At 74.1% G+C, this 15,703-nt stretch carries 19 protein-coding genes; 5 read left to right on the forward strand and 14 right to left on the reverse strand.

Going from position 1 to position 15,703, the window contains the following annotated elements; genetic code table 11:
- Positions 1–3: 3 nt before the first annotated feature.
- Both OM98_RS13950 and OM98_RS13955 read right to left on the reverse strand, forming a co-directional pair.
- On the reverse strand, positions 4–765 hold the full coding sequence (locus OM98_RS13950; protein ID WP_010535253.1) for a PaaX family transcriptional regulator: 762 nt from the start codon (positions 763–765) through the stop codon (positions 4–6).
- A complete protein-coding gene (locus OM98_RS13955; RefSeq protein WP_010535254.1) occupies positions 762–1,388 on the reverse strand; it encodes a GNAT family N-acetyltransferase in 627 nt (208 codons plus the stop codon). Before OM98_RS13955 ends, OM98_RS13950 begins: the two co-directional genes overlap by 4 nt.
- Before the next feature lie 35 nt (positions 1,389–1,423).
- Between OM98_RS13955 and OM98_RS13960 the strand changes: the two genes are divergently transcribed.
- Entirely contained in the window at positions 1,424–2,461 is a 1,038-nt protein-coding gene (locus OM98_RS13960; protein WP_083837797.1) for an alpha/beta hydrolase family protein, read from the forward strand.
- Positions 2,462–2,490: 29 nt separating this feature from the next.
- Here OM98_RS13960 and OM98_RS13965 read toward each other — a convergent pair whose 3' ends face one another.
- From OM98_RS13965 to OM98_RS15960, 4 genes are all read right to left on the reverse strand, one after another.
- On the reverse strand, positions 2,491–3,309 hold the full coding sequence (locus tag OM98_RS13965) for a sulfite exporter TauE/SafE family protein (RefSeq protein ID WP_010535256.1): 819 nt from the start codon (positions 3,307–3,309) through the stop codon (positions 2,491–2,493).
- A gap of 7 nt (positions 3,310–3,316) precedes the next feature.
- Complete coding sequence (locus OM98_RS13970) at positions 3,317–3,931, reverse strand: rhodanese-like domain-containing protein (RefSeq protein WP_010535257.1); 615 nt, start codon at positions 3,929–3,931, stop codon at positions 3,317–3,319.
- A gap of 124 nt (positions 3,932–4,055) precedes the next feature.
- A complete protein-coding gene (locus OM98_RS13975; protein ID WP_010535258.1) occupies positions 4,056–5,447 on the reverse strand; it encodes an MBL fold metallo-hydrolase in 1,392 nt (463 codons plus the stop codon).
- A 40-nt stretch (positions 5,448–5,487) separates the two neighbouring features.
- Complete coding sequence (locus OM98_RS15960; RefSeq protein ID WP_010535259.1) at positions 5,488–5,664, reverse strand: hypothetical protein; 177 nt, start codon at positions 5,662–5,664, stop codon at positions 5,488–5,490.
- Between the two features lie 176 nt (positions 5,665–5,840).
- Here OM98_RS15960 and OM98_RS13980 point away from each other — a divergent pair, with 176 nt between their 5' ends.
- Positions 5,841–6,098, forward strand: coding sequence for a metal-sensitive transcriptional regulator (locus OM98_RS13980; RefSeq protein WP_010535260.1), 258 nt, complete (start codon positions 5,841–5,843; stop codon positions 6,096–6,098).
- A gap of 202 nt (positions 6,099–6,300) precedes the next feature.
- On the opposite strand, the gene OM98_RS13990 is transcribed toward OM98_RS13980, so the two are convergent.
- Together OM98_RS13990 and OM98_RS13995 are read right to left on the reverse strand one after the other, a co-directional pair.
- Entirely contained in the window at positions 6,301–7,926 is a 1,626-nt protein-coding gene (locus OM98_RS13990; RefSeq protein WP_010535262.1) for a cryptochrome/photolyase family protein, read from the reverse strand.
- Positions 7,923–9,212, reverse strand: coding sequence for an NAD(P)/FAD-dependent oxidoreductase (locus OM98_RS13995; RefSeq protein WP_010535263.1), 1,290 nt, complete (start codon positions 9,210–9,212; stop codon positions 7,923–7,925). Before OM98_RS13995 ends, OM98_RS13990 begins: the two co-directional genes overlap by 4 nt.
- A 294-nt stretch (positions 9,213–9,506) precedes the next feature.
- Here OM98_RS13995 and OM98_RS14000 point away from each other — a divergent pair, with 294 nt between their 5' ends.
- The gene (locus OM98_RS14000; RefSeq protein ID WP_010535264.1) at positions 9,507–10,082 is read left to right on the forward strand and encodes a 1-acyl-sn-glycerol-3-phosphate acyltransferase; all 576 of its coding nucleotides are present in this window, start codon (positions 9,507–9,509) and stop codon (positions 10,080–10,082) included.
- A gap of 760 nt (positions 10,083–10,842) precedes the next feature.
- Here the strand turns inward: OM98_RS14000 and OM98_RS14010 are convergent.
- Positions 10,843–11,358 (reverse strand): nucleotidyltransferase domain-containing protein, encoded by a 516-nt coding sequence (locus OM98_RS14010; RefSeq protein WP_010535266.1) that lies wholly within the window; start codon positions 11,356–11,358, stop codon positions 10,843–10,845.
- Positions 11,349–12,905, reverse strand: coding sequence for a nuclear transport factor 2 family protein (locus tag OM98_RS15700; protein ID WP_010535267.1), 1,557 nt, complete (start codon positions 12,903–12,905; stop codon positions 11,349–11,351). Before OM98_RS15700 ends, OM98_RS14010 begins: the two co-directional genes overlap by 10 nt.
- A 563-nt stretch (positions 12,906–13,468) precedes the next feature.
- Between OM98_RS15700 and OM98_RS16400 the strand changes: the two genes are divergently transcribed.
- Positions 13,469–13,597 (forward strand): hypothetical protein, encoded by a 129-nt coding sequence (locus tag OM98_RS16400; protein WP_280990805.1) that lies wholly within the window; start codon positions 13,469–13,471, stop codon positions 13,595–13,597.
- On the opposite strand, the gene OM98_RS14025 is transcribed toward OM98_RS16400, so the two are convergent.
- The 4 genes from OM98_RS14025 to OM98_RS14040 all read right to left on the reverse strand — a co-directional run bounded on the left by OM98_RS14025 (position 13,598) and on the right by OM98_RS14040 (position 15,295).
- Positions 13,598–13,867 (reverse strand): SRPBCC family protein, encoded by a 270-nt coding sequence (locus tag OM98_RS14025; RefSeq protein ID WP_010535268.1) that lies wholly within the window; start codon positions 13,865–13,867, stop codon positions 13,598–13,600.
- A gap of 23 nt (positions 13,868–13,890) precedes the next feature.
- Positions 13,891–14,541 carry a YitT family protein gene (locus tag OM98_RS14030; protein WP_010535269.1) on the reverse strand — a complete coding sequence of 217 codons (651 nt, stop codon included), beginning with the start codon at positions 14,539–14,541 and terminating at the stop codon, positions 13,891–13,893.
- An 86-nt stretch (positions 14,542–14,627) separates the two neighbouring features.
- Positions 14,628–15,050: a type II toxin-antitoxin system VapC family toxin gene (locus OM98_RS14035; protein ID WP_010535270.1), complete on the reverse strand. Its 423-nt coding sequence runs from the start codon at positions 15,048–15,050 to the stop codon at positions 14,628–14,630.
- Positions 15,047–15,295, reverse strand: a complete 249-nt coding sequence (locus OM98_RS14040) for a type II toxin-antitoxin system Phd/YefM family antitoxin (RefSeq protein ID WP_010535271.1) — start codon at positions 15,293–15,295, stop codon at positions 15,047–15,049. The genes OM98_RS14035 and OM98_RS14040 overlap by 4 nt, the downstream gene beginning before the upstream one ends.
- A gap of 128 nt (positions 15,296–15,423) precedes the next feature.
- Here OM98_RS14040 and OM98_RS14045 point away from each other — a divergent pair, with 128 nt between their 5' ends.
- Positions 15,424–15,678, forward strand: a complete 255-nt coding sequence (locus OM98_RS14045; protein ID WP_010535272.1) for a PspC domain-containing protein — start codon at positions 15,424–15,426, stop codon at positions 15,676–15,678.
- Positions 15,679–15,703 lie beyond the last annotated feature (25 nt).

Consider the following 15,703-nt stretch of genomic DNA (forward strand, 5'->3'; position numbering starts at 1 on the left):
CGTTCAGCGGTCCACGTCCCCTCCGGCGTCGATCCAGCGCTCCCACCAGGTACGGCGCAGCACCGAGGGCTCCCACGGCCCCGGACGCAGCTCCGGCGGGATCAGCGGGTCCTCGCGCACCGAACGGTCGAGGGCATCGGCGAGCAGCAGGCGACGGACCGGAGCTGGCTGGTCGGCGTCGTCCGCCGCGAGCGCCCGACGCAGCGGTGCGTACCCGTCGAGGATCGGTGCCGCCGGCCAGAGCCGGGCGGCGAGCGCCGCGGGATCCGTCTCCCCGTGCACGTCGAGCTCCGCGGCCACGGCGTGGACGAGGTCCGACGCGGCTCCCGGGCGCAGCTGCGAGCGGAGATCGTGCGGGCTCACGGACAGGCTCGTCGCGACGGGGACGGCCGCCGCGGCCGCCAGGTCCCGGCGCAGCCGGTCGCGCCGGGCCCGGGCCGCCTCGGGGGTGCTGACGGCGAACAGGTGCCATCGGCCGTCCCAGCGGATCGACCCGGCGTCCTGCCCGGCGGCGAGCTCGAGGGCCTCGTCGTCCGCGCGGATCCGATCGCGTCCCTCGCGGGTCAGCTGCAGCGTGGCCGCGCGGCCGCGGCCGTCCTGGACCACCTCCCCCGCGGCCTGCAGGCGACGCAGCGCGAGGCGCAGCGTCTGGTCGGCGAGGCCGACGGCGTTCGCGGACGCGTAGACCTCGGCGGCGGGGGCGCTGCCCGTGGGCCGGAGCGCGAGCTCGACGACGCTGCGGGGGGAGATCGCCGGGCGGCTCATCGCACACTCCGCTCGAGGACGCGGTAGCCGGAGAACCCGTAGATGCCGCGCACGATCGGGGCGAGCGGACCCCGGCCGCCCTCCTCGACGACCTGGAAGCCGCGGCGGACGTAGAGCCGCGCCGCGAGCGGGTTGGTGTCCACGACGCTCAGACGGACGGCGTCCTGCGACTGCTCCCGGGCCAGCTCGAGGGCGGCGTCGAGCAGTGCCGTGCCGACCCCGCGCCCGCGGACCGCCCTGTCCACGACGAGGCCGTCCAGCAGGAGGACCCGGGGCGGCGCGCTCCGGACCAAGGGCGCGAGCAGCAGGAGCGCGCGCAGGGAACGACGGATGCCGAGGTGCTCCCTCAGCCCCGCCCAGGTGACATCGACCGCCGGCCGGCCGTCCAGTACGACGCCGCAGATCCCGAGCACGGCTCGGCTGTCGGCATCCCGGGCGACCAGGACCGACCCGCTCCGCAGCGGGTCCGCGACCACGGCCCGCAGGGCTGCGGCGTCCGGGATCCCCGCGCCGAGCTTGCGGGAGAAGGCCTGCACGTACAGCGCGGAGACCGCCTCCCGCTCGTGCGGTGCGATCCCGCGGCCGATCCGGACGGCCGGGGACGCCGTGGCTCCACTGTCCATGCCCACAACCTATCTCGCACTGTACGATCGTGTCCATGACGAGAGATCATGGGCCGGCGCGACGCCGAGCGCGTCCCCTGCGCAGAGCCGCCGCAGGGCTGCTCGCCGTGCTGGTGGTCGTCGCAGGCGCGGTGGTGCTCGGCCACAGCTTCCGCCTGTCCCTGCAGGCGGTGACGATCCCGACCTCCCAGGGGGACCTGGAGGGGGTGCTGGCGTTCCCCGAGGACGCAGCGGCACGGGGGCTGGTCGTGATGGTGCACGGCGACGGCCCGGTGGACGCGACCCAGGACGATCTCTACCTGCCCTGGTTCGAGGCCGCTGCCGAGGCCGGCTACGCGACCCTGTCGTGGTCCAAGCCCGGCGTGGCCGGGTCCGCCGGCGACTGGCTGGACCAGAGCATGGCGGACCGCGCGCGGGAGGTCGACGAGGTCCTGGACTGGGCGACGCGGAGGTCCGACCTCCCCACCGGCACCGTGGTCCTGTGGGGTGCGAGCCAGGCCGGCTGGGTGGTGCCGCGGGTGGTCGCCGATCGGGAGGACGTGGACGGCGTGATCGCGGTGGGCACCGCAATCGACTGGCAGCGACAGGGCGGGTACCACCTGGAGGCCACGCTCGAGCACGAGGGCGCCGATGCCGAGGAGCGCGCCTCCGCTCTGGCGGAACGGGAGCGGGTGCAGGACCTGCTGGACCGCCGGGCGACCCACGCGGAGTACCTCGCGGTCACCACGGACGCCGACCCGATGACCGCGGACCGCTGGGGCTTCGTGCTGCGGAACCACGGGTCCGACGCGTCGGCCGACCTGGAGGCGGCCTCCGCCCGGGGGATCCCCTGGCACCTGATGGCGGGCCGGGAGGACCGCAACGTCGACGTCGCGGAGACGGAGCAGGTGTACCGGGAGGTGCTCGGGGACCACCTGACCGTCTCCTGGTTCGATGCCGCGCACTCGATGGCCCGGCCCGTCATGGAGGACGTCGAGCCGATCGGCCTCGCGACCGCGGTCCTCGCTCCCCGCTCGCTGATGGCCCCCGGGGTGCTCGACGACTACCGGCGGACTCTCGGGAGGATGGGCTGACCCGGTGCCGGGCGCCGACCGGCGTCGTGTCAGCCGGCGGCGCCGACCGGCGGCACCGCGCCCAGCAGCTCCCCGCCGAGCACCCCGAGACCGACCACGAGCACCAGGACCCCGAAGCCCCGGCGCAGCGCGGCGGCCGGCACGCGACCGGCGAGCCGGGTGCCGAGCACCGTGCCGAGCAGCGCGGCCGCCGTCACCCCCAGGACCATGGGGCCGACGGAGCCGCCTGCGGCGAGGTAGCCCGCGAGCCCGGAGACGGAGTTGGCCGCGATCACCACCAGGGAGGTGCCGACGGCCACCGGCATCGGCAGCCCGAGGCCGAGCACCAGGGCGGGAACCAGCAGGAACCCTCCCCCGGCGCCGACGAAGCCGGTCAGCACCCCGACGCCGAGACCGAGGAGTGCGGTGCGCACCCAGGACACGCGCGGCGCCGCGTCGTGGGATCCCGGCGGTGACCCGGCTCCCTCGTCCGCGGGTCCGCGCGGCCGGCGACCCCGGATCATGTGCGCGGCGGAGACCAGCATGACCAGACCGAATACGACCATGAGGACCGCGGGCGGCACCTGGCGACCGAACACCTGGCCGAGCTGCGCGCCGATCACCCCGCCACCGCCGAGCACGAGGGCGGCCCGCCACCGGATTCCCCCTCCTCGACGCCGCAGCAGGACACCGAGCAGGGCGGAGCTGCCGACGACCAGGAGCGATCCCCCCACGGCCTCGCGCGGGCCGAGGCCGGCCACGGTCGTGAGCAGGGGCAGGGTGAGGATCGCCCCGCCGCCGCCGAGCAGGCCCAGGGAGAGCCCGACCAGGACAGCGAGGACGACCACCACGATCCCGAGCAGGGTCATCGCGGTCTCAGCGCCCCGTCCGCGGAACGGGCAGGGACCGCACGACGCTGTCCCGGGTGGGCTCGGACACGGAGCGGTTCCACGGCATCCGGGAGAGGATCGCCGCGAGACCGCAGGTGTTCGAGAGGGCCGACCAGGTCAGACCGGTGCCGATGGCGGCGGAGAGCAGCCGCCCGCGGGGCGAGAGCAGACGGCCGACGGCCAGCCCGGTCAGCACGAGGGTCCCGGCGGCCATCCGCACCTGGCGGTCCATCGCCCAAGGGCCGCTGCCGCGGACCACGTCGAGCCCGCTGCCGGGGGCCGCGGCGATGCCCCCGTCGAGGACGGCGGCGTCCTGCAGACCCACCGCATCGAGCACGCCGTGCGCCTGGCCGGCGCGGCGGCCGGACTGGCACACGAGCACCACCCCGCTGTGCGCGGGTCGGGTGGCGCCGTCCACGGCGCCCATCCGCTGGGCGAACTCCTGGGCGTGCTCGGCCAGGAGCGGGAGCGGGACGTTGTAGGAGCCGCGCAGGTGCGCGGCGGCGAACTCGGCCGCGGAGCGCACGTCGATCACGAGGGGCGCGTCGGGCTCGCGCAGGCGGACGGCGAGATCGGCGGCGGCGAGGGCGGGATGGGTCATCGGGGTGTCCTTCGAGGTGCGGTGGGCGGCACGAGGTGCCGGGGTGGTGGTGCGGGCGGTGCTCGGGGCCGGCCCCGGGAGGGGCCGGCCCCGAGGGGTCACGGGCGGGTCGGAGCTCGCGTGCTCAGACAGCCTCGCCCTGGGCGGCGGACCATCCCAGGTAGCTGCCCTCGAGCTCCAGGACGTCGTAGCCCTCACGACGAAGGGCCGCGGCGGCCACCGTGTTGCGGGCGCCCGACTGGCAGTAGCTGACGACGGTCGTGTCCTCGGGCAGGTCCTCGAGGTGCCATAGGACCCGGCCGGCGCTGAGGTGGGTGGCGCCGGGCACGTGTCCGGCCTGGTACTCGGTGCGGGTGCGCACGTCCAGCAGGAACACGTCGGACCTCGCCTCGAGGTCGGCCGGGGAGATGGTCGGGACCTCCCGGCGCTCCAGACCGTCCAGCGTGGTCGTGTACCCGTCGACCCCGTCGATGCCGACCCGGATCAGATGGTCGCGGATCTCCGCGGCCTGTGCCGCGGAGTCGGCGAGCACGACGACCGGTCGGCTCTCGCGCTCCGGGTCCAGGACCCAGGCGCCGAACCGGGCGGCGGTCGCCGGGCCGGGGACGCTGAGGGCGCCCGGCACGGACCCGGCGCGCACCTCCGCCTGGGGGCGGGTGTCGACGAGCAGCAGCTCCTCGGCCTCGAGCCCGGCCCGCAGCCGCTCGACGGAGGTCTCGGTGAGCACCGGGAGGGCACCGAGCACGGCGGGGCCGTCGCGGTTCTCGCGCTTCATGCGGGAGAAGTACGCGTGGGCGTCGGGCTGGCCGTCCAGCAGCTCGTCGGTGAAGGCCTGCTGATCGTCCGCGGCGAGGTGGCGGGCCCACCAGGCGTGGCGCCGCTCGTAGCCGACCGTGGTGGAGGGCAGGGCTCCGAGCGCCTTGCCGCAGGCGCTGCCCGCGCCGTGCGCGGGGAACACCTGCACGTGGTCCGGCAGCTCGAGGAAGACCCGCTGCAGGCTCGCGTAGAGGTCCGCGGCCCCCTGGAAGCGGGTGTCGACGCCACCGGCGGCCTCGTCCAGCAGGTCGGGGCGGCCGAGGTCCCCGGCGAAGACGAAGTCCCCGGTGAGGGCGTAGCCCGGCTCGTCGGCGAAGGCCCCGTCGGTCACCAGGAACGTGAGGTGCTCGGGGGTGTGGCCTGGGGTGTGGCGCGCCTGGACGGTGATGTTGCCCAGGGTGATCGTGTCCCCGTCGTGCAGGCGCTCGGCCTCGAAGCCGTAGCTCCAGTCCTCGCCGCCCTCGCCGGAGACGTAGGGGGTCGCGCCGGCGGCGGCGAGCTCGCGGGTCCCCGAGAGGTAGTCGGCGTGGATGTGGGTCTCGGTGACGGCGACGATGCGCAGTCCGTGACGGGCGGCGAGGCCCGTGTAGACCTCGATGTCGCGGCGGGGGTCCACCACAAGTGCCTCACCGGACGCCTGGCAGGCGATCAGGTAGCTGGCCTGGGAGAGGTCTTCGTCGTAGATGCGTTCGAGCAGCAAGGGGGCTCCTTCGGGAGTCGGTGGGAAGAGGTCGGTGCGCTCAGCGCCCGAGCAGGCGGGAGAGGAACCCTCCGGTCCGCGGGGCCGCGGCCTGCTCGGAGCGGTCGCAGCGGCACCACTGCGCGTCGGGCACGGTCGCGCGGACGGCGTCGACATGGTTCCCGCAGCCGGCCCAGGTGGTCTTGCCGCAAGTGGAACAGGTGGCCGGTCGGCACATGAGGGGTCTCCTTCTCGGGGTGGTCGCCGGCAAGGCCGGTCGGTCGGTCCTCGCCAGGCGAGGTGGACCCACCATGACACATACTCCTGGGGGTATGCAACATACCGGGTGGGGTATATGCTGAGCGGCGTCGTCCCCGCTGTGCGCCTTCGGCGCCCCTGCCTGATCGGAGCCCCATGGAACTCGACCCCGCGGACATGAAGCCCGTGATCAACCGCCTGCGTCGCGCGCAGGGGCAGCTCGCCGCCGTCACCCGGATGCTCGAGGAAGGCGAGGACTGCAAGCTCGTCGTCCAGCAGCTCTCCGCCGCCTCGAAGGCCCTGGACCGGGCGGGCTTCGCGATCATCGCCTCCGGCATGGAGCAGTGCTTCGCCGAGGGCGGCGAGCCCTCTGAGCGGGAGACGATGGAGAAGCTGTTCCTGTCGCTGGCCTGAAAGTCGTCGGGAGGCGGGGCGGCTCAGGCGGTCGGCGGCATCGCCGGAGCTTCGGGCGGGTGCACCCGACTTTCCCGCGTCGTGATCTCCCGTGGCTCCGGCTCCGGCCGTCGGGCCCTCCCCCGATCCACCTCCCGGGCCACGAGCGCGCAGAGCACGGAGTCGAGCCGCGCCGCGAGGTCCACCGCGGCCCAGAGCTGTTTCACCCGTCGTCCCCGGATCCGGGGCCCCTGCCCAGCAGCCGCGCGTACCGCTCCCCGCGCAGGATCTCCTCCGCCCGCTCGCGGTGCCCGCGGCGGGTGGACCCCTCCTGGCCGTCGAGGGCGCGCAGCATCATCCGGGAGCGGGGGTTCGCGCCGATCACCTCGCGGTGGTCGTCCACGAAGGTCCAGTACAGGGCGTCCCAGTCGGCCTCCCAGTCCCCGCGCGGCAGGTCGGACATGGTGCGCAGGTAGTTGCTGCCGGAGACGTAGGGCTTGGTGGTGGCGACGTCCCCCGCGGCGAACTGGCTCATCGCGTGGACGTTCGGCACCATCACCCAGTCGTAGGCGTCGATGAACAGCTCCATGAACCACCGGTGCACCTCGTCGGGGTGGACCCGCAGCAGGCACATGGCGTTGCCGAGCACCATGAGCCGCTCGATGTGGTGGGCGTACCCGGTGCCGAGCGCCCGGGAGATCGCGAGGTCCACCGGGGCGAGGCCGGTGCTCGCGTCCCACCAGCCGGGGCCGAGGGTGTTCGTGTGCCCCAGGTGGTTGCGGGTGCGGAGGGACCGGCCCTGGGTGCGGTAGAGGGCTCGCATGTACTCGCGCCAGCCGATGAGCTGGCGCACGAAGCCCTCCCGGGAGGCGAGCGGGGTCTGCTCGAGCGCGTCCTCGAGGACGGCGCGCAGCACCTGGCGGGGGTCCAGCAGCCCGATGTTCAGGGATGCGGTCAGCAGGGAGTGGTGCACGAAGGGGTGGGCGGCGGAGATCGCGTCCTCGTAGGGACCGAAGTCCACGAGGCGATCGCGGACGAACTCGTCCAGGTGCGCGCGGGCCTCCTGCGCGGTGGTGGGCCAGGCGAACGCGTGAGGGTCCCCCGGGGCGTCCGGGAACTCCTCGGACACCCAGGCGATCGCCGCGCGGACGTCGGCCGCTCCCCCGTCGTCCGGGGCCTCGGCGTCCGCGTCCTGGTCGGCGGGGACGGTCACGCCCGGCAGGTCGAGGGTGCCCTCCTGGCGCTGCGCGGGGTGCCCGGCGAAGATCCCCACCAAGGGCGGGGTGTTGTCACGGGGCAGCTTCTTGCGGTTCTCGGGGTCGAAGGACCACTTCCCGCCGACGGGCTCGCCGTCCTCCTCCAGCAGGACGTCCAGGCGGCGGCGCTGCCAGGTGTAGAAGTCCTGCATGCGGGCGCGGTGGGCGGAGAACCACTCGTCGAGGTCCGCCCGGTCGGTGAGGAACCCGGGGCTCTCGAGCACCGTGATCCGCTCCCCGGGCAGTCCGGCGCCCTGGACGGCGGCGTCGAGGTCCTGCTCCATCCAGTCGTCGACCGGGTCGAACCAGGTGAGCCGTTCCGGATCCCGCTCGCGCAGCAGGGAGCGCAGCTGCTCCCGGCTGGAGGTCGCGGCCTCGCTGCGCAGATGCACCACCTCGAAGCCGGCGCCGCGCAGCCGCCGGGCGAAGCGCAGCAGCGAGGCGCGGTGCAGGACGAGCTTGTGGGCGTGGAACGCGTACTGCCGCAGCAGCAGGTCGTGCTCGAGCAGCACCATCACGGTCCCGGGATCGGCCGCGAGGTGCTCGGCGAACAGCTGGTGCGGGAGCACCAGCCGCAGCGGGGCGCCCGTCATGAACGGGGGCCGTCCCGGTCGGCCGGCGCCGCGCCGTCCAGCACGGCGTGGACGTCCAGGGCGGCGCGGTCGCCAGAGACCAGGGCCCCCTGGATCGAGGCGGTGTCCCGGTGGTCCCCCGCCACCCAGAGGCGCGGGCCGATCCGCTGCGGGCGTCGGTCCACGAGCGGGGACGGCTGGGCGGGCAGGGCATGGGGGACATCGTGGCGGACGACGAGCTCCCAGCGGCGGGTGGGCACCCCGTAGAGGTGCTCGAGGTGCTGGCGCACGGCCTGCTCGTCGGCGGGCTCGCCGGCGGCGGGTCGCAGCGTCGTCGCCTGCACCAGGGCCCGGTCGGCGGGCGCGTAGCTCGGGGCCACCTCGGAGACCACCGCGGTGTCCTGCACGGGTCCGGCGGGGCGCCCCCCGGCCCCGGAGGCGTCCAGCAGCAGGAACCGTCCCCGGCGGGGCGGCTCGGGGGCGGAGAACCACCAGGTGACCAGGCCGTGCATCGGCGGCGCGGGGAGCGCGGTGAGACCGGGGACGGCGCCCGGGTCCACGGCGACGACGGCGGCCCGGGCGTGCAGCGGGCCGTGGTCGGTGCCCACCGTGACGCCGTCGGCGCGGGTCGCCACGGACCGCACCGGGCGGGAGAGCCGGACGGGATCGCGCAGGTCCGCCGCCATCCCCTCGGGCAGCGCCTGCATGCCGGCGGCGGGCAGTCCCACGGCCCCGAGGGCGAAGGACCGCAGCAGCAGCCGCACGAAGTTCGCGGAGGTGCTCTGCGCATCCTCGGCGAGCACCCCGGCCAGGAAGGGGTCGAGCAGGTGGCGTCGCAGCGGCCCGGTGAGTCCCGCGTGGTCGAGGGCCGCGCCGAGGGGCGCGTCCGCGGCGGACCGCGAGGAGACGGTGGCGCGCAGCAGCGTCGGGCCGAGCCAGCGGGAGAGGGCCAGCACGTCCCGCGGATCCAGGCGGGGGCTGCGCAGGGTGCCAGGGAGCTGCCGGGGGTGGCGGAGCGGGTGGGCGAGGACCGAGATCCCGTCGCGGTCGCGGATCGCCGCGCCGACGCCGAAGCGCTGCAGGTCCAGGGCGTCGGTGTCGACCCAGGCGCGCACGGCCGGGTAGGCGGGGTTCAGCACCTGGAATCCGCGGTCGCACAGGAACCCGTCGATCCGGTCGGTGCGGACCCGCCCGCCGACGGACCCCTCGGCCTCGAGAACCCTCACCCGACGGCCGGAGCGCTGCAGGCGCCGGGCGGCCTGCAGGCCGGCGAGGCCCGCTCCGATCACGATGATGTCGGCGTCCACGGGGGCCTCCTCGGGGGTCGGCACCCCGGGAGCGGGGTGCGGGGAGCGGCGATCCGCACCCCGGGCAGCGGGCGCGTCGCCGTCCGGCGGGCCCGGCCAGTCTAGGGAAGCGCACCGACGGACGACCCGGCCCGGTGGGGTCCGGGACCGGACGGTCGGGACCCCTCGTGGCCGGGAGCACCGCCGGGTGGGAACGGCACCGCGTCGGAGGGCATGCCGCCCGGGAGCCGCGGGCCGGGCCGCCGTTCGTGGTCGCCGCCGGTGCTCCCAACCGCCCTGCTCTACCGTGTACCCATGCTGCGCCGCCTCCTCGCCCGCGCGTTCTGGGCCTGCTCCCCGTGGTCGCTCTCCTCGGAGCCGGCCCCGTCGCGCCCCTCCGTGATCATCGGTGCGCCCCACACCTCGAACTGGGACTTCGTGTTCATGCTGGCCATCGCCTGGCGCCTCGGGGTCCGGCTGCGCTGGCTCGGCAAGCACACCCTGTTCCACGGCTGGCGGGGCCCGATCATGCGGGCGCTGGGCGGGATCCCGGTGGACCGCGCGGACCCGGCCCGCGTGGTGGACGACGTGGTGGAGCTGGCCCGACGCGGCGAGGTGTTCGGCCTCGTGGTCACCCCCGACGGCACCCGCTCCGGGAACACCCATTGGAAGTCGGGCTTCCATCGCATCGCCGTCGCCGCGGGCATGCCCCTCACGCTCGGCTACGTCGACCGCACCACCATGACCACGGGGCTCGGCCCCACCTGGCAGCCGAGCGGCGACCTCACGGCGGACATGGACCGCATCCGCGCGTTCTACGCCGACAAGTCCGGCTTCCACCCGGGGCGTCGGGTGGAGCCGCGGCTGCGCGAGGAGGACGGCCGGGCCTGACCTCTCGGCCGAGCGCGACGACCGGTGCGCGGCGGGATCGAGCAGCACGGCGGCCGGAACCGGGGCCCGGGCCGGCGTCGGTCCCGGACGACCTCGGGGTCCTCCGCCGCGAGGTCGATCGAGGGCGCCCCCAGGGAGGTGCTGTCCCCGGTGGTCCGGCCGCGTCCGGTCCGGCCGTCCCGCGTCGCCTCGGCGTCGACCGGGCGTCATCGGTCAGGCTCCGCTCGATGCTGCCCTCGGTCATCTTCAGGGAGGCGCCCTGGAAGTCGGCGGTCGCGTCGGGCCCGTCCAGGACGGCCGTCGTCTCCCCCTCGATCGTCAGGTACTCGCCGGGCAGCGAGACCACGTATGCCCCGGGGAAGGCCTCGTACTCGGGAGCCGCACCCGGGCAGTCCCCTTCGGTGGCGACGTCCAGGCCGTTGAGCTCGACGCCGTCGATGCCCTCGAGGCCCGCCATGGAGAGCGTGCCGGTCCCCGACTCGATCCCGTGCTCCCCGTCGTCCGCGGGTCCGCGGACCGCCCGGGTCTGCGCGACCGTCTCCTCGCCGAGGGTGTAGCTGACCGCGACGTCGAAGCCGGTGGCCCCTCGCCGTCCTCCCCGACCAGCTCCGCCGTGACGTCCGCGAGGGGCGCCTGCTCCTGCGGCGCCGCTGATCCGACCGCGGCGGGATCCCCCGGGCGGGTGCCGGGCTGATCCCGGGCGGTGTCCGGCGCCGTCCCCTGCCCCGGCGTGGACGGGGCGGACCCGCCCCCACCGCCGTCAGGCGCAACCGTCCTGCATCGCGTCGAGCAGGCGCAGGTCGTGGAGGTCCTCGGGGCGGGGCTTGTAGCCCTGGCGCAGCTCACGCAGCCGCGCGGCGTCCGCGACCAGGACCTGCTCATCGCCGATCCTGCCCACCGTGCGGGAGGCGGCGGGATGGGTGAAGGTCTCCCCGCCCAGGCCCTGCTGGATCCCGTCCCCCGAGGGCAGGATCCGCATCGGGTGCACGTCGACCCGGGAGTCTCCCGCGGTGAGCTCGACCCGCACCGGCCGCCAGTCCTCGGTGATCGTGTAGCCGCGACGCGAGAGCCAGTCCAGCAGGTGCGGGACCTCCGTCTCGTCGCAGAAGACGTCGAGGTCCCCGTGGGGCCGGGTCTGGCGGCCCACCAGGGCGTCGACGGCCCAGCCGCCGTTGACCTGATAGGTCACCTGGCGGGCCTCCAGACAGCGGATGACGGCCGCCACCTCGGCGGCCGTCATCCCCGGCATCTCGGCGTCGTGCGAGGTCAGTCCCACAGCACCTCGGGCTCCTCCGCGGCCAGGTCGATGGTCGCGGTTCCCAGCGAGGGGCCCATCAGGATCTCGCAGCGACCGCTCTGGTCACCCTGCGTGCACTCGGCGGTGATGTCGACGGAGCCGATGGACTCGCTGGTCACGGTGGTCGGCTCGTCGTACTCGGTGGTGAACTCGAGCTCGTCGAGGGTGGCCTGGGTGGTGTCGGGCAGCGAGCGCTCCACCGTGTCCTCGGCGATCTCGGTGCCGTCGGAGAGTGTCTCGGGGATCGAGAGCCCGCAGCCGGAGTCGCGGGTGGTCTCCTCGAGGCAGGCGTTCACGGCATCCTGCACCAGCCCGCGGGCGTACTCGGTGCCCTCGTCGTTGAGCACGGCCTCCAGCTCGTAGAAGTCGCCGCTCTGGGAGGGCGCGCTGATCAGCGCCGTGGCCTCGCCGTCGAGGTCGAGGTACTGCTGGTCGATGGCGACGGTGTAGGAGCCGGGGAACACCTCGATGTCGGTCTCGTCCTCGATGGCGACGCCGTTCACGGTGGCGCCGAGGCCGGCGAGGCTGTCCAGGTACAGCGAGCCGGTCCCGCCGTACAGCTTCCAGCTGCCGTCGTCGGCCTCGAAGAAGCTCCAGGTCTCGCTGACCTCGGTCTCACCGATCACGTAGCTGACGCTCGCATCGCCGTAGCCGGCGTCGCCCACGGAGTCACCGGACAGCGTGGCCTCGATCCCCGTGATCGGCGCCTGCTCCGCGGAGGCGGCGAGGGCGTCGTCTGTCATCAGGATGCTCTGGGTGGTGCCGTAGTCGGGGTCGAGGTAGCTGAAGGCCGTCTCGGCGTCCGCGTCGGCGATCGCCTGCAGGTAGGCGGTCGCAGCGGCCGGGATGGCCTCCTCCGGGGGGAGGTCCGCGGCAGTGCTGGTGTCGCCGCCCCCGCCGCCGCCACCGGACTCCTCGCCACCGCCCCCGCCGGAGCGGACCGCGAACACGATGATCAGCACCACGATCAGCAGCAGCACCAGGCAGCCGCCGACGCCACCGAGGATCCAGCCGAGCTTGGACTTCTTCGGGCCGCCGTCACCGGGGCCGCCCGCGATCGGGGCCTGCCCGGAGGAGGGGCTGCCGGCCGCGGGATAGGCGCCGCTGCCGTAGTCCGGGGCCTGGGAGCCGCCGGTGCCGAACTCGGGGCCCTGCGGGGAGGGGGAGCCGTACTGGGGTGCGCCGTACTGCGGATCGCCACCCTGCGGGGTGCCGTACTGCGGATCGCCGTACTGGGGCGCCTGCGGTGCGGAGCCGCCCGAGGACGGGTAGGAGGAGGGGCTGCCGGACCCGGGGTAGCCGCCGTCGGACGCCGGGTAGCCGGAGGACGCCGAGGCGTCACCGCCCCAGGAGGGCTGGGAGCCGTCGCCGACGCCCTGCTGCGCGCCGTAGCCCTGCCCCCAGGCCCCGCTCGACTGCCCGAAAGGCTGTCCGCCCTGCTCACCCTGTTGTCCGTACGGCTGGCCGTACGGGTCCTGCTGGCCGTTCGGATCGGTGCCGTCCGTGCCGCCGTCCTGGCGTTCCACTGGTCCCCCTGCGGTCGAAGATCTCAACGTTGACCGCGCCAGTGTGCCACGTCACAAGCATTTTCCCAGCATTCCTTCAGCCTGTGACCACATCGTGTTCACCGCTTGTCCGGGTTCGCCGTCTTCGTCCGGAACGCGGCCGACGATTCCCGAGCGGCAGAAGCGTCCCCACCGACCCCGACGCCCCCGTGCTGTCAGCACTGCCCCGTTTCGCCGGTGCACCCCCGGGGAAGAACAGGGGCCGACATTGTTACGGTCGCCGACACGACCGATTCCCCCGACACCTCCCGCTCCCCGGGCGCCTCCGGTTCCCCCGTCCCGGAACCCGCGGCCCGGGCTCCGGGCGCACCCGCTCCGGCGCCCGCTTCGCAGCAGGCGCCGGCTCCGGCCGCGGGTCACCGCGCCGCGCCGTCGGACCCTTCCACGCCCGGGACCTCCGGGCTGGCCACGGCCGCCCTGTGCCTCGACGCCGCCTCGACCGCGGGGTCGCTGATGATGTTCGCGATGGTCTTCGGGCTCATGACGGACGCCGGCTCTTCCCCGCTCCCCATTACATCCTCTTCATGGCGCTGACGATCGGGTGGATGCTGCTGCGGACGCTCGCCCTGGTGCTGGTGCTGGTGCGGGCTGGAGTGGAAGGCCTGGGCGCGAGGCCAGGTGCCGGGCCAGGTGTGACCACGGGGCCGACCTGATCAGGACCCCGGACGGTCCGCTCCGGTGAGCTCTGCTCGCAGCCACGCGTTGCGGCGCTGCAGCAGGGTGGTCATGGTGACCGGCAGGCCGAGGTGTCGGGCCTTCCAGGTGACGGTGTCCCGGGGGCCCATCTTCCCGGAGGTGACCCCGGCGACGGCCCGCTCCCCCGATTCCCGCATGGTGGCCAGGTGCGCGTCCAGGGAGAGGCTGAGCGCGAAGCAGCGCTCCGGCGGTGCCGGGATCCAGGTCTCCAGCTCGATGGTGGGCACGGTCCGAGCCTATGACCGGCAGCTCAGGCGCGGTAGCGGCCGGGCCGGTGGTTCAGGGCCAGCACCAGGTTCAGCACCACGCCGCCGAGGGCGGACAGCAGCACCCAGGGCCAGGGGATCACGAGGAGACCCAGCAGGATCACGGTGACGTCGAGGGCCATCTGCACGTAGCCGGCGCGCAGCCCCGCGCGCTCCTGCAGGATCAGAGCCAGGATGTTGAAGCCGCCGAGGCTCGCCCCGTGGCGGAACACGATCAGTAGCCCGACCCCGACCAGCAGGTTGCCGCCGATCACGGCCTCCAGCGGATGGATCTGCGCGATGTGCAGCCAGCGCTCGTGCAGCACGCTGAAGCCGGAGACGATGGCGACGCACAGCGCCGTGCGCAGCGTGAACGACCAGCCCTTCTTCCAGATCGCGAGCCCGAAGAACGGGGCGTTCACCAGAAGGAACAGCACCGCGAACGGCAGCGACGTGGCGTGGGTGAGCAGCAGGGCGAGGCCCGCGGTGCCGCCGGTGACGGCCCCGGCGGTCTCCAGCAGGTACAGCCCGAGCGAGGCGAGGAAGGTGCCGGTGAGCACGCCCAGCACGTCCTCCAGCGGATGATGCGGCACCCGCAGGTCGGCGAGGGGTTCGACGGTGGCGGGCGCGCTGGTGCTCGGGGAAGAAGGGGGCATGTCGCCAGCGTAGGTGAGGGTGCCACCTGCGCCTGTCCCGGCACCGGAATTCGTGACCCAGTCCGCCGCCGTCCCTCGGGCCCTCGTCAGGACGAGGACCACGGGTCGCGGATCTCGACCCCGATGGTGCAGAAGTCCGAGACGTTCCGCGTGACGACGGTGAGATCGGGCACGAGGGCCGTGGCGCCGATCAGGGCGTCGCGTTCGGGCCGTGGATCGGGGACGTGCAGGGCCGCCGCCCGACGCGTGACCGCGACATCGACGCGAAGGATGCGGCCGTCGAAGGTCGCGAGCACACCGCCCTCGAGCCAGCGCTGCAGGAGATCCGCCTGCTCCGGATCACGTCGGCGACGTCGACGGATCCCGAGATCGATCTCCAGGATCATGATCGCGGAGAGGAACAGCGTGGAGGCGAGCTGCCCACGGACCCAGTCACGCACCTGGTCCGATGCACGCCCGGCAGGCTTGCGCAGTTCACTGATGACGTTCGTGTCGAGCAGGTGGCTCACAGCTCCGGCACCCGACGAAGTCCTGGATCGACCCGCGGCGGCTCGAATCCTTCGTCCACGTCGTCGTCCATGCTCAGACGGTCCAGCAGATCCTCTCCGCTCTCGCCCAGTCGTCGGTAGTCCGCCATCGTGAGCAGAACGTAGGCGGGCTCTCCCCGATCGGTGATGATCAGGGGCCCGGAATCCGCCCTCCGCTTGGCATCGCTGACGTCCTGGTTGAACTCTCGCGCCGACATCGTCGACATGACGACCCCCCTCGTGGGTATGTACCTACATCAGGTGTCGTCATCGCGGTCGACAAGGGGCATTCCTCCGCCTGATGCGGGGGCCATCCCCCTGTCCTGCGTGCACGGCTCGGACTAGCCTGGTCACCATGAGCAGCATCTTCGAGACCATCCGCGGCCTGCCCTTCCGTCGTGGCCCCCGTCGACTGCTGGGCGGCATCGGCGGCGGCATCGCCGAGGCCACCGGCATCAACGTGTGGCTGGCGCGCCTGCTCGTGCTCGCCTCCTTCCTGCTGCCCGTGCTCGGCGTCGTCGCCTACCTCGTCGCCTGGCTGCTGCTGCCCTGGCAGGACGGCAGCATCCCGCTGCAGCGCCTGCTCGGCGGGGGCGGCACGCAGGCCTGACCCTCCCCGATCTCCACGGAGCGCG

This window comes from Brachybacterium squillarum M-6-3 (genome assembly GCF_000225825.1).
GTDB lineage: Bacteria > Actinomycetota > Actinomycetes > Actinomycetales > Dermabacteraceae > Brachybacterium > Brachybacterium squillarum.